General features: G+C 27.1%; 11 protein-coding genes, 1 other RNA gene and 1 pseudogene. 1 reads left to right on the top strand and 12 read right to left on the bottom strand.

The genetic code is table 4. The annotated features are described in order from the left end of the window. Positions 1-31: 31 nt before the first annotated feature. Positions 32-425: a transfer-messenger RNA gene (gene ssrA / locus EELLY_RS03565) on the top strand. A 36-nt stretch (positions 426-461) separates the two neighbouring features. Here the strand turns inward: ssrA and EELLY_RS03560 are convergent. From EELLY_RS03560 to rny, 12 genes and pseudogenes are all read right to left on the bottom strand, one after another. Next, complete coding sequence (locus tag EELLY_RS03560; RefSeq protein ID WP_104206086.1) at positions 462-1,583, bottom strand: serine hydrolase domain-containing protein; 1,122 nt, start codon at positions 1,581-1,583, stop codon at positions 462-464. Between the two features lie 60 nt (positions 1,584-1,643). Further along, a pseudogene (locus tag EELLY_RS04420) lies at positions 1,644-3,430 on the bottom strand (PTS transporter subunit EIIC). A gap of 111 nt (positions 3,431-3,541) precedes the next feature. Next, complete coding sequence (locus EELLY_RS03550) at positions 3,542-3,775, bottom strand: hypothetical protein (RefSeq protein ID WP_104206085.1); 234 nt, start codon at positions 3,773-3,775, stop codon at positions 3,542-3,544. Between the two features lie 68 nt (positions 3,776-3,843). After that, entirely contained in the window at positions 3,844-4,323 is a 480-nt protein-coding gene (locus tag EELLY_RS03545; RefSeq protein WP_104206084.1) for a hypothetical protein, read from the bottom strand. An 8-nt stretch (positions 4,324-4,331) separates the two neighbouring features. After that, positions 4,332-4,781 (bottom strand): SsrA-binding protein SmpB, encoded by a 450-nt coding sequence (gene smpB, locus EELLY_RS03540; RefSeq protein ID WP_104206083.1) that lies wholly within the window; start codon positions 4,779-4,781, stop codon positions 4,332-4,334. A gap of 22 nt (positions 4,782-4,803) precedes the next feature. Then, positions 4,804-6,912 carry a ribonuclease R gene (gene rnr / locus EELLY_RS03535; RefSeq protein WP_104206082.1) on the bottom strand — a complete coding sequence of 703 codons (2,109 nt, stop codon included), beginning with the start codon at positions 6,910-6,912 and terminating at the stop codon, positions 4,804-4,806. Positions 6,913-6,943: 31 nt separating this feature from the next. Further along, positions 6,944-7,918 carry a Gfo/Idh/MocA family protein gene (locus tag EELLY_RS03530; protein WP_181021057.1) on the bottom strand — a complete coding sequence of 325 codons (975 nt, stop codon included), beginning with the start codon at positions 7,916-7,918 and terminating at the stop codon, positions 6,944-6,946. A gap of 1 nt (position 7,919) precedes the next feature. Next, positions 7,920-8,348 carry a pantetheine-phosphate adenylyltransferase gene (gene coaD / locus EELLY_RS03525; RefSeq protein ID WP_104206080.1) on the bottom strand — a complete coding sequence of 143 codons (429 nt, stop codon included), beginning with the start codon at positions 8,346-8,348 and terminating at the stop codon, positions 7,920-7,922. 670 nt (positions 8,349-9,018) lie between these two features. Further along, positions 9,019-10,317, bottom strand: a complete 1,299-nt coding sequence (purB, locus tag EELLY_RS03520; RefSeq protein ID WP_104206079.1) for an adenylosuccinate lyase — start codon at positions 10,315-10,317, stop codon at positions 9,019-9,021. Continuing rightward, complete coding sequence (locus tag EELLY_RS03515; protein ID WP_104206078.1) at positions 10,310-11,620, bottom strand: adenylosuccinate synthase; 1,311 nt, start codon at positions 11,618-11,620, stop codon at positions 10,310-10,312. The genes purB and EELLY_RS03515 overlap by 8 nt, the downstream gene beginning before the upstream one ends. A 9-nt stretch (positions 11,621-11,629) precedes the next feature. Next, on the bottom strand, positions 11,630-12,613 hold the full coding sequence (locus EELLY_RS03510) for a GMP reductase (RefSeq protein ID WP_245859153.1): 984 nt from the start codon (positions 12,611-12,613) through the stop codon (positions 11,630-11,632). Positions 12,614-12,823: 210 nt separating this feature from the next. Further along, positions 12,824-14,335, bottom strand: a complete 1,512-nt coding sequence (gene rny, locus EELLY_RS03505; protein WP_104206077.1) for a ribonuclease Y — start codon at positions 14,333-14,335, stop codon at positions 12,824-12,826. Between the last annotated feature and the right edge of the window lie 72 nt (positions 14,336-14,407).

Below are 14,407 nucleotides of genomic sequence, written 5' to 3'. Positions count from 1 at the left end.
TTTATTTATTAATATTATATAATAAATATATGGGGATGTCCTGGATTCGACAGGATGCTTAGTTTATATAACGGCAGTGGTCTGGTAGACCATAATACTTCTAGGTTTGATAAAATGCAAACAAAAACAAAACTGAAACAAACGAAGTTCCTTCATTCTTAATGAATGGACAAGCTAACTACGCATTCGCTGCCTAGTTTAGACTAATGTTTGGCACTACAGATAATTTTAGGGTTTATTTGTAGTTGATACCCTCTCTAATAGGAATTATGATCATAATAAATAAATTCTGAATTTCATTATGAATGTTAATTTAAGCTTTTGATTATTTTAATTAACTTAACATAATTTGAAAATAATATAAACTGTAGAAGTTATATAAAAGGGTGTTTTGGACGTGGGTTCAATTCCCACCATCTCCACCATTGAAAAAAACAAGCTTGGTTTTACCAAGCTTTTTGTTATATTATTTTGCTATTTCTTAAATCTTCGTAGATAGCTTCTCACATTCAATTTCTAACAAGTTTATTATTGCCTGGGAAAGTGGAAATCATAAACGTTATTGTTATATTATTAACAGGATCAACAATACCAAAAGAACCTAAAGCACCATCTCAACCAAATTCTTCAATTTCAGTTAAAGGTAAATTTTTGTTCTTTAGTCTTACTCTAACACCATACCCATAAGTATAATCCGAATTAAAAGATGATCTTTGATTAAAAATAGTTTTTAAATCACCAATTTGATCAGATGACATCTCTTTTATGGATGCTGTTGATATTAAATGTTGGTTATGGTGTTTAGATACTAAAAGTGAATTTAAAAATTTTGAATAATCATCAGTTGTAGAAAATATCCCATGACCTCCAAATGCTGCATTAGTTTTAAGTGAATGTTTTGCTAACATTCAAGATCAATTATGATTAGGTTTTAAAATGTTTTGAGTTTCATTCAAAAGCGATGCATATACAACTGTTTTTCTGGATAAGTCATTTATTTCAAAATCAGTATCATTCATTTTTAAAGGTTTTGCTATTTCTTTTAACACAAAATCTTGAAATTTCATATTTGTAATCTTTTCAATAATTCCACCTAAAATATCTAAACTAAGCCCATAATGTCAATCTTGACCAGGATTGTATTCTAATTCAATCTTACTTACAAGTTGGCAAAATTCTTGAAGAGTTATATTTTCTTCTTCAATTTTTTTCTTAATTTTTTGTAACTCAAGTGTAGATTTATTTTGATCTCAAAAATAAGTTAATCCAGATGTCATAGTTAATAATTGTTTTATTGTTATTACCTTTGAAAAATTTGGATAATATTTTTGAATATTTTCTTCTAAACATAATTGTTTTCTTTCTTGCAAAATCAAAGCAGCTACAACTGTTATTGGTTTTGACATTGAATATAGAGAAAATATATTATCTTTTTTCATAATAACATTATTTTCAAAATCATTATAACCAAATGCATCAAAAAATAATTCTTTATTATCTTTTACAATTTTTATAACAGCTCCATGAAAAACTTTTTCTGTAATTAATTTATTTATCGTTTTTTGTGTTTTATTAAATATCATGCTTTAATTTTATATTAAAAAAAACTCCTAAGAGTTCTTTTAAATATTATTGAATGAGTTTTAAACAACTTTTTTAGCAGCTCTTTGTTCATCAATTATTTGAATCATTCTAGGTTTTATAGCTTCTTGTTCACCACCATAAACAATTTGAACATTTTTACCTCTTACAAGAGTTCCAGTAGAACCACCCAAAGACATAATTCCTTCTTTGTTTACAAGATCAGGGTTAACAACAGTTAAGCGCAAACGACTAGCGCAAGCATCAACATCAATAATATTTTCTTCACCACCAATAAATTCAATAAGTTTTCTAGCTTTTACCATACGAGCTTCTTCATTATTGTCAGCTTTAGCTATTTTAGAACCATCAAGATTTAAACCTTTTGATTCTTTAAAATCAGCTTTTGTAGCTAATTGAGCATCTGCTGATCCATCTCTACCAGGAACCATGACGTTTCCTTTTTTAACAGCAAAGTAGAATGCAAAGAAGTAAACTGGGCCCATAGCAACACTAACAATTAAAATTCCAAATGCTGACATAACTGACATAGCTCCACTAGCAAATCCTATAACCCCGAACACAATATAATCAATAAATCCACCAGAAACAGTCATAGTAATATGAGTTCCCATGAATCCTGCGAAGAAAAATGATATCGCAGCTAATGGCATATGAATACCATAGAACATTCAAGGAGCTAAGAATAAGAAAGTATATTCAATAGGTTCTGTAATACCAGTCAAGAAGCATATGAAACCAGCTGATAAGTAAATACCCATAACATTTTTTCTATTTTCTTTTGGTACGTTTAATCACATAGCAACTCCAGCTGCTGGCAATCCAAACATCATAAATCCGTATTTACCTGCTTGGTATTGTCCTAAGTTAAGACCAAGTTTTTGTAAGTCAGTAAAATTGATTATATTTAAATTTCCTAAAACTCAAGTCATTGCTGTTTGATCAACAAGACCAATTGTTTTACCACCTGAAATATAATCATTAATTGTACTTTTTAAAGTCTCAAGATCTCTACCATTTGAAAATACTACACCTGCAAATTTTTCAAGACTAGCAGCATTAACTGTTGCTTGAATATCTGCTCCAGCTGATGTTCATCATAAAGGGGCATAGAACACGTGGTGCAAACCAAATGGAACTAGTGATCTTTCAATAATCTCAAATACAAAAGATGAAACTCCCATTGGCAAGTTACCACTTGCAACACCAAGCGCTGCAAGACCAGCACCAAGTAAAGGTCAAATAAACATAATAATAAATGATAAAGGTAATACTGAAAAGAACGCAATAATAGGAACTAATTTAGTGCCACTAAAAATGAAATAGCTTGTGGCAATTGTGTTTTATGAAACTTGTTATATGACCAAGCAGCAATAGCTCCGACAAAAATTCCTGCAAATACTCCTGTATTTAATGATTGGATACCTATATTATTAGTGATAAGTCCACTATTGATTACACCATATCATAATAGTGCAAAAGCAGGTCTTCCATCTGAACCTAAAATAGCTGCTCCATTTGAGTCAAGTGCTGGGTGAATAAGCGCTGATTGAGCACCATTCATAACCAAAAACCCAACAACTCCTGTAATAGCTGCAATCCCTGAATCTTTAGTATAAGCTAAAGCAACAGAAATACAAAATAATATAGGAAGGTTACCAAAGGCTACATCCCCCATTTTATTAAACAGTGTACCAACATATCAAAGAAAACTTTGATCTGCAGCAGCATTAGAAATAGCAGCGCCCACTCCTAAAAATACACCTGCAATAGGCAATAGTGCAATAGGTAATAAGAATGCTTTACTTAATTTTGAAAGAGTAGGCATGATTCCACCAGTAAACTTTTTAAGTTGAGTGATAAAAACTTTAGAGCCTAAACCTTCACGCTTTTTTGAAGTTATCATTTTATCTACTTTTTATAATTTATAGAAGGTTATTTAAAACATCATCAACATACCAGAAAAAGCCATTATAAAACAAAATATAGTTAAAAATAAAGGAAAATTCTTTTTTGTAAATTCTCAAATGGAAGTTGATTCTTTATTGTTTTGGTGAAACTCATTATGAATTCTATTTCCATTTTTTATTCGATATGTTCATATTGAAGATATGATAGTCAATATTACTCCGATGATTAAAATACTTAATCCTATAATTTGTTGATCATTCATGTTTTAAATACCCCCTATTTTTATTATAAAGTTTTTAAATATAAGTTTGTTAAATATAGTAATATTTTCTAATTAAACCCTCTATTTTTGGAATCTATTTTTTTAATTCATTCTTTCATCTTTTGATTATCTTTTTCTTCAAAAAGTTGAATGATAACAACTCTGTTAAATTCGATATCCTTCAAATCCATGTAGTTTCTTATTTTATGAGTTCTATCTTCATTTATTTCAGATATCAGCTTAGTTATTTCTTTTCCTAGATTATCAGTTGTAAAAATATAAACAGGTATAAAAAAATCTTCAACATTTATGCCTTTAAAAGTTAGTGCATAAACTCCTTGTTTATAATTAAAAATTTCATTTAATGAAAAACTTGGTTTTTTTCTTAAATGTTGAGCTCAATTTGTTTCTTTATTTGCTTTTTGTTTTGAAGCAACATAAAAAGATGACATCACTCCTCATAGAGCAAATACTAAACCAATTAGAGAAAGAACAACAATTATAACTATTGCTCAGATAGGTAATTTAAAATTAGCTGATTCACTCATAACTTTCCTTAATATTTGTATTTACGCATTTCTTTACGTTCAATATCTCTTTTTTTGATGGTTTCTCTTTTATCATGCAATTTCTTACCACGACCTAAGCCAATTTCTAATTTAATATAATTTCCATTAAAATATAACTTTAAAGGAACAATTGTTAAAGATTCTAACTGAACTCTTGATAATATTTTTTTAATTTCTTTTTTATGTAAAAGCAATTTTCGTGTTCTAAAAGGATCCACTCCTTGAACAAAGTTGGCAAATTCATATTTTCTAATACTTGAGTTGATTAGAAAAGCTTCACCTTTTCTAATTATAATAAAAGCTTCGTTAATTGAGATATCATGATTACGAATGGATTTTACTTCTGGGCCAAATAACTCTAGTCCTGCTTCATAAGTTTGTAGAATTTCATAATTAAAATACGCTTTTTTATTAGATGTAATTAAATCTATTCCCATTATGACCATCTCCTTACTTTTATTAAACTAATATAAAGTCAATTTTTCTTTTTCTAATATCAGCAGCAATTATTTTGATTTTAACCTTTTGACCCATTCTATAGAACTGGTTGTTTGTTTTAATTAAAACTTGATTAGTTTCATCATAAGTAATTCCTGCTTCTAAATTAGAAATATGTACAAGACCTTCAACCATATTTTCTAGTTGAACAAAAATACCAAATTTTAAAGCAACTGAAATTGTTCCTCCAAATTCCAAACCAATTTTATCTTGAAGATATTCAACCATGCAAGCTTTAACCACTTCACGTTCGCAATCTACACTTGTTGTTTCAGTTTCATTGATAATAGCACAAGCTCTAGTAATAAACTTTTCATTATCTTGCAAATCGTTTTTATTATATTGTTTATTGATCACATATTGTTTTAGTAATCTATGGACAATTAAATCACTATATCTTCTAATTGGAGATGTAAAGTGAGTATAACATTTACTTGATAAACCAAAGTGACCAATATTATCTAATTCATATGCTGCTTTAGCCATATATCTTAACAATGACAAATTTAATAACTCTTCTTCAACTGCATCTTTTGCTTGAACTTTAATATTTATCAAAGTCTTATTAATATTTAATGGATCTAACATTTCAGCTGGTGTTAGTTTAGGATCAATACCAAATGATTTTAGTGATTTATATCAAGTGATTAAATCTTCTTCTTTTGGTTGATCGTGATCTCTATAGATAAATGGTAATTTCATCTCATTAACAATTTCAGCAACAGCTTCATTTGCACTAACCATGAATTGCTCAATAAGTTTTTCAGATTCACCAGTTTGGCGTGCTTTAATTTCTAAAACATTGCCTTCATTATCCATCATAACTTTTGGTTCTCTGACATCAAATGTTATTGTTCCTCTTTTTATTTTGACTGCATCAATAAGTTTATACAATTCAATAGCTTGATCCATCATAACTTTTGATTCTTCATTATAATTCCATGAACCATTAGCTATATATTCATTTACCTCATTATAGTTTAGTCTAACTTTTGAAACCATAATTGTTTCATAAACTTTTTTAGATAACATAACACCTTGTTCATCAAATTCCATTTCACATGCTAATGCAAATTTTTTTGTATTAGGATTTAAAGAACATAAATCATTACTTAATATTTTAGGTAACATAGGTATCACTTTGTTTGCTAAATAAGTGGAGTTACCACGAATTAAAGCTTCATTATCTAATGCTGAATCTATCTTGACATAATGACTCACATCAGCTATAGCAACATAAAGTTTAAAATGATTATTTGGTAGTTTTTCAACACAAATAGCATCATCTAAATCTTTAGAGTCTATTCCATCAATTGTAACAATCATTTTTTCTTCTAAAGAGTTAGTTTTTCTTTTTAACAATTCTTTAACTTCTTGTTCAACTGGTATATTAACTTCTTCAGCTTCTTTAATTGTCTTTTTGTTAAAATTAGTTTTAATATCAAATTCTTCTGCAATTGACATTATTCTGTCATTAGCTTTTCTTGAATCACCAATAATTTTTTTCAATCTTACAAATAAAATACGATCTTTAATTGAAACTATTTTTGCCTTAATAATTTGATATTCTTTAAAATCAAATTCATTTTTATTTACAATTCTAGTTTTAAAATTTGTAAATGCTTGGTCACTTGGTAAAAAATCTAAAAATCTACCATCAAAACTTTTTGAAATTTCTCCAATTAAAAAAAGTTTATTTCTAGTTAACAATTCTACAACTTCTGCTCTTGTTCTTTCATCTTTTATAACTGTATAAACTACAATATCACCATCATAACAACCAGACATAGAAACTGGTGGAACAAAGAACGCTTCTTCTTCGGGTTTTAAAATATCATTAACAAAACCAAATCCTTTTGGATTTAATCTTAAATTACCAGTTTTATATTTGTCACCTAACAAATAAACATTATCTTCTTCAGAAATAACTATTAGTTTTTCTTGAACAAGTATTTCTAATTTATTTTTTAGTTGCACAATGTCAAAAATTTTTAACTTATTCGCTAAATTAGAAATGCTTATTAAATCCTTGTTATTTTTTAAAATTGATATTATTTCTTCTTTTTTCATATTTATAATTATAAAGCAATATATGAAAATATTAGTTTTTAGAATTAATAACTGATATTTTCTCTAACACTTCTATACTTTGAATTGATAAATTTAATCAGTAATTCATTTTTACAAAATCTTGTGTTTTAATCAAATGAATCATTTCTTGAATTTCTTGAATCATTGGATGAATAGTTTCATCTCTTGAGATCTCTATTCTTCCAACTCTTGCAATGTGGTGTTCTGAAATTATTTTATCTAAAGTCACAATTCCTTTAATTTCTAAAGTTTGATCTTCTGAATAAATTTGAGAGTTCACTGTTTGAAAGTTATTTTTAGAACTATTTATAGAAGTTATGTTTCCGTTTACATGCTGTATTAAAACATAATCAGCTATACTTACTCCATTTTTTAAATATTTAGATATTGATTTAACTTCTTTAACTTCACCAAATAAAGCTATAGCCATTTCAACAGGATAAATAAGAATATCATATGTATTACCTTTACCTAATTCAGCATCAAAAACTGAATCAAATATATTCTTATTAATCTTGCTCATTCTGCTTGAATATTGATTTGCATTTAAAAAAGCTCCAGTTGCTTTTGAATTAATAGACATTTCTTTTAGAATTTCAAATTCTTTTGAATGAATTGTCTTAATTGCTTCTAATAAAATAACTTTATTCTTATTAGCAAGTTGAGTAAGTTCTAATATTTCTTTTTTTAAAAACGTTACTGGTTTTTCTAGTAAAACATTTATTTTATTTTTTAAGAAAAACAATGCCTGAGAATAATGCAAACCATTGGGTGAAGCTATATAAACAAAGTCAACTTTTTGATTTACTATTTCTTCAAAAGAAGTTGTAATGATTGTATTTTCTTCGTCAATATTTTTTAAAAATATTTTAGCTGTTGGTAATGTTCTACTATAACATACACCATAATTTAAGTTATCAAATGACTTTGTAGCTTTAATAAACTCTTTTACTATATCACCAGTTCCGATTGTTGCAAACTTCATCTTATTCTCTTTTCTTAAAATGCTCAATTTCTTTCAAAATAGATGATGATAAAGTTCTTTTTTCTTCATCACTGATGAAATAAACAATTTCTAAATTATCATCTAATGCTTTAATTCCATCATAATATTGTACTTCATAATTAAAATCATCTTGTGATCTTAGCCCTCTTATAAGATATTTAGCGTTCAATTTTTTAGCTTGTTCTGTTGTTAGTATGCTTTCATTAATATCTACAAACACATTTGTTAAATGTTTTATTTTTGATAAAACTAATTCTTTTCTTTCATTTGAATTTAATGTATTATTTTTGTTAATATTAAGTGAAATAATTACATGTACTTCATCAAATAATTTTGATGCTTTTTCTATTATATTCACATGACCTTCATGTATTGGGTCAAAACTTCCTGGGTATATAGCTTTTTTCATAATTAACTCTTTTTAATATTTTAACTTAATAAAAAGTAATTAAATTATTTTGAGCATTAAAATAATTTAATTAAATATATTAGTTGCTCTAATAGAGATGCAATCCATATTCAAAATTGCACATTACAACGTATTATTTAAAGATAAAGTTTTGGCTTTCAAAATATATTATGATTTTGTTATTCAACCTTTTTTAAATGAAATAAGAATAAAGCCTATAACTAATTTAGAGATTTCAGGGGCACATAACTTTTTTTGTAGAAAAGATCAAACAAACACAATCTATCTGAAATTTTAGAGCCTATAAACCATCGATAGAATCTTTTGTTGATATTACTTTTGATTGACATATGCATGATTGACATATGGATGCTTAAAATATAAAAATAAACATAATATATATTGAAAAAAGTAAATTATTTTGGAAAAAAGATAATTTACTTTTTTAACTCAGGTGTTAGTATTTCAAATTATAAATTTGGTTAAGCTAATTTGCTTGGTTTTTTAATTAAATTTTATCTAAGTCAACCAATCTTAAAATTAGGGCCCTAGTATTTAAAACAAAAAATAACTTCTTTTGACTTAAATTCAATATAAAACAAAATATTATATTTTTTTGGTGTAGTTACTGGTTTAATTTGTTTTATTCCATTTTAAAATAATTTACTTCTTATTTTTGTTCATTATATCTTAAATATATTTCATCAACGTTTCTTAAAAAATAATCAAGTGTTAATATTTCTTTCATCTTATCTTCTGAAATAAATTTACTAATATTATAAGTTTTAATAACTTCAATAAAATCTTTATTTTCTTGTAAAGCCACTAAAGAAGCTTTTTGAATTAAATCATAAATTTCTTCTCTTTTATTATTCGAATGTTTAATAGCTTCAGTTAAAATTGGCTGAGAATAAAACACATTATTAGCCAATTGGATATTTCTTAACATCTGCTTTTCATCAATAACTATATTTATTAACACTGAATTTAATCTATTTGAAATATAAGTTATTAAGTTAAATACATCTGGTAGCATAATTCTTTCGTTTGAACTATGCGAAATATCTCTTTCATGTCATAAAACATTATTCTCTAAAGCTGGAATAACATATGATTTAATCATTCTAGATAAACCTGATATATTCTCAGAACTTATAGGGTTTTTTTTATGTGGCATAGAAGATGAACCCTTTTGATTAATTGAAAAACCTTCTAAAATTTCTTTAACTTCACTTCTTTGATATAGTCTAATTTCAGTAGCGATTTTTTCAAAAGTAGATGCTAAATTAGCAAAACTTAAAAATAATGAAGCTAAACGATCCCTTTGTGAAACTTGAGTTGAAATTAAATCAACTGGCATTTGTAAATTTTTAGCTACTATGTTTTCGACTTCTACTTCTAAGTTAGCAAAGTTTCCCATAGAACCAGAAACTTTAGTTACACAAACATCTTCAAAAGCTAATGTAACTCTTTTTATTTGTCTTGATAACTCAGCATGTCATAATAAGAATTTTAAACCCAATGATGTTGGCTCACCATATATTCCATGACTTCTTCCCATGATTAAAGTTTTTTTGTGTTTAATAGCTAAATTAAAAATTGTCAAACTTAATGCATTTAATGATTCTAAAACTATTAAGCTTGATTCTTTAATCTGTAAATTTTGAGCAGTGTCAACAACATCAGTTGAAGTAATGCCTAAGTGAACTCATTTTGCTTCTTCATTTAATGACTCACTGATCATTCTTGTAAAAGCAACAACATCATGTTTTGTTTCTTTTTCGATTTCTAACATTCTCGACAAAGAGAGATTAACTTTTTTAATAATAATGTCTAAATCATTTTGAGGTACAACACCCAATATGTTTCATGCTTTTATTACTTCTAATTCAACTTCTCACCATTTTTGAATTCTATTTTCTTCATCTCAAATTTTTTGAATTGAAGAAACTCTATATCTTTTAATCATTATTAAATTCCTCTTTAATCGTGATTGTTTGTTTTCTGTCTGGTCCTACAGAGAAACCTAAAATATCAATTTCACAAAATTCACTAATTCTACTTAAATACTTTTTAGCGTTTTCTGGTAGTTGGTCTCAAGATGTAGTTTGAGTAATGTCTTGTTTTCATCCTGGTAAAGTTTCAAATACTGGTTTACATTTTCCAAATTTATTATTTGATGCAGGAATAGTATCAAACGCCTTTCCTTCATATTCATAAGAAGTACATAATTTAATTTCTTCTTCTACATCCAACACATCTAATAAAGTTATAAATAATTCATCAATACCACCAGTTCTTATTGCATATTTTAATGCAACCAAATCTAATCAGCCAACTCTTCTTGGTCTTTTAGTGTTTGAACCATATTCATTTCCATTAACTCTAATTCTTTCACCAATTTCATTATCTAATTCAGTTGGCATAGCACCATTCCCAACTCTTGAGTTATATGCTTTTGTAATTCCGACTACTTTATTAATTAACTTTGCATGAATCCCTGTTCCAACACTAACATTATTAGCTGTTGTGTTTGAGCTGGTTACATAAGGATAAGTACCGTGATCAATATCAAGTAAAGCTCCTTGTGCGCCTTCGAATAAAACTTTCTTATTTTCTAAAATAACTTTTTGAATTAGTTGACCACCATCAATTACTCTATTTTTAATGGTTTCAAAATTATGCATTTGTTTTTTGTAAAATTTTTCAAAATCTATATCAAATTTATCTTCGTAAATTTTTGTTATTTGATCTTTATGGTATTCAAAATTTTCTTTTAAAATATCTTTAAATTCAAGATCAGCAAAATCACAAATTCTAATACCGATTCTTTGAGCTTTATCTGAATAAGTTGGTCCAATCCCTCTTTTAGTAGTGCCGATTTTTCTGGCTTTTTTTGATTTTTCTTGTAAAGCATCTAAAGTCTGATTGTATTCAAAAACAACGTGAGCTCTATCTGAAATTAATAGTTTATTTGTATTAACATTTGACTTTTCTAAAATATCAATTTCTTCTATTAATTTATCAATATTAACAACAGTACCATTTCCTATAATATTAGTTGTTTTTGGATTTAAAATTCCAGAAGGCACAATAGTTACTTTATATTTAACACCATTACTAACAATAACATGACCAGCATTATCTCCACCAGCAAATCTAACTACATAATCTGCATTTTGTGCAAAATAATCAGTTATCTTACCTTTTCCTTCATCTCCTCATTGGCTACCTAAAATAACCATAGTTTTATAATTATTACTTTTAAACATTTTAACTCCTTAAAAACTTGATTCTTTTAATAACACATAATCAACGTCTTTGATTGCAGACAGTTTATTACCACCAGAATATGAAATGGATGATTGTAAATCTTGTTGCATTTCTTCTAAAGTTTCAAAAATTGATCCACGAATTTTTATCAAGTCTTTTTTGCCTTCAATAAATCTTTTTTCTGATTTATTGAATTCAGATGCAGAACCATAGTATTCTTTGTATAATTCACCATTAACTTCAACAGTTTTTCCTGGTGATTCTAAGTGCGATGCGAATAAAGACCCAACCATTATCATTGTTGCTCCAAATTTAATTGATTTGGCAATATCTCCATTAACTCTTATACCACCATCAGCTATTATTGGTTTTTTAGCATATTTACTACATCATTGTAACGCTGATAGCTGTCAACCACCAGTTCCAAAACCAGTTTTTAACTTTGTTATACATACTTTACCAGGACCAATCCCAATTTTAGTAGCATCAGCTCCTCAACTTTCCAAATCTATAACAGCTTCTGGAGTTCCTGCGTTACCTGCGATAATAAAAGTTTGATCTTTCATATGAATTCGAATATGTTCAATAATTTTTTTAATTGATTCTGAATGGCCATGTGCTATATCAATAGTAATAAAATCCGGAACTAAATTTTGCTTTGTTAATTTTTCAACTAACTCATAGTCTTCATTTTTAACACCAAGTGATATAGATGAAACTAATCCTTTATTTTTCATTTCTTTAACAAATTGAACTGTGTCAATATTAAATCTATGCATGACATAAAAATAACCCTTTTTTGCAAACTGTTCAGCTATTTGTTGATTTATAACAGTTGCCATATTTGCTGGAATAACTGGCATCTTAAATGTAAATTTTCCTAAAGTAACACTTGTATCACATTCTTGTCTTGACGACACTATACATTTTTTAGGAAGCAGTTGAATATCATTATAGTCAAAAGCTATCAAATTTCTTATTTCTTCTTTCATAATAGACTCCTTTTGATGCAAACAATAAATAAGATACATAATTAAATATCAAAATAAAATTATAATCCAATATTATTCAAAATTTTACTTATGAAGAACAAAGATTATACTTTATTGATTTATAATTTTGTCGGTATTTTTAGATTGCCAACAAATGTATTATACATTTAATGAGAATAATAATAAATAAAAAAATCACACTTAGTGATTTTAATTAATTATAACAACCTCTCTTTTTTCACGAATGGCTGTAATTGTTATTTCTCCTGGTATAACAACCTTATCTTTTAAGTTATTTTTGAATGTTTCTAAAATTTCAAACATTTCGCTTTCATTTGATGCTATTGGGTCTATTATTATCCTAATTTGTCTTCCAGATTGAAAAGCATATGTTTTAGCAATTCCCGGTATTTCCTGACCTATTTCTTCAATTTGATTCATTCTTACGAAAAAATTTTCAATTGTGTCATTTCTGACACCAGGTCTTGAAGCACTTATAGCATCAGCAATAGAAACTATTATTGCTATTTCACTTTCTTTAGCTACATCATTATGGTGAGCTGCAATTGCATTTTGAACTATTTCATTTTCACCATACTTACTAGCTTGTTCAACCCCTAATGTAACATGGCTTCCTTCTCTTTCAAAATCTAACGCTTTTCCTATATCATGCAATAATCCTGCTCTTAACGCAGTTTTGGCTGATAAACCTAATTCTGACGCTATTGTAGAAGCAATCTTTGCTACTTCCACAGAATGTAAAAGAACATTTTGCCCATAACTAGTTCTGTATTTTAATCTTCCCAATAATTTTACAAGATTTTTATCCATGTCTAGTATGTTTAATTCATTTACTGTTTGATAACCAATTTCCAAAATATTTTCTTCTAAAAGTTCTTCTTGAATTTTTAATTCTTTTTCAATTCTTATTGGTTGAATCTTCTTTTCCTTCAATAATTTGTAAAGTGTTCTTGTAGCGATTTCACGTCTTATTGGATTAAAACAAGATACAGTAACAACTTTTGGTGTGTCATCAACAATGATTTCAACTCCTCCATAATTTTCAAAGGCTTTTGTATTTCTTCCATCTTTTCCAATGATTCAACCTTTTAAGTCATCATTTTCAAGCTTGACAACACTTGTTGTTTTTTCATTAACAATATCAGTTTTAAACTTTTCCATAGCAGAAAGAATAATATCATTAGATAGTTCTTTTGATCTAGAATTTGCAAAGTTTTCAGCTTTTTTAATTCTTGAAATAATTTCATGTTGAATTTTATTTTCAACATTTTTTAGTATTTCTTCTTTTGCTTCTTCTTGGGTAAACTCACTTAAATTTTGTAATTTAGTTGTTAATTCTTCTTGTTTTAGAATAAGCTTTTCTTTAAGTTTTTGTAATTTAATTTCTTTTTCATCTAATTGCTTTTTTTGTTGATTGTAAAACGTCTTTAGTTGGTTTAGGACTTTTTCTTGCTCTGCAATATTTTTTTGAGCAATTTCATGTTTTTGATGTTCTAAATAACAATTTTCATTAAATAACTTTTTTTCTTGATTTATTTCTCTATATGTATCTGAGAGAATTTGTTTTCTTTCTTTATTTGCTTTCTCTTTCTTCTTCACAATTAAGTGTTTTTGACTTGTAGAAAACATTATATAAAGTAATAAAGATAAGGTTATTATAAAGAAGATTATAAATATAATCATCAGTACAATAAATATCATTTTACTCCTTGTGCCATTAATTAAAATGACACTAAATTCATTATACCAAATTAAGACCTTTCATGTGCTTGC

Origin of the sequence: Entomoplasma ellychniae, assembly GCF_002930155.1 — a bacterium.
Lineage (GTDB): Bacteria > Bacillota_I > Bacilli_A > Mycoplasmatales > Mycoplasmataceae > Entomoplasma > Entomoplasma ellychniae.
Note: the sequence above shows the minus strand (reverse complement) of the source record. Positions and strands in the feature narration are given on the sequence as shown.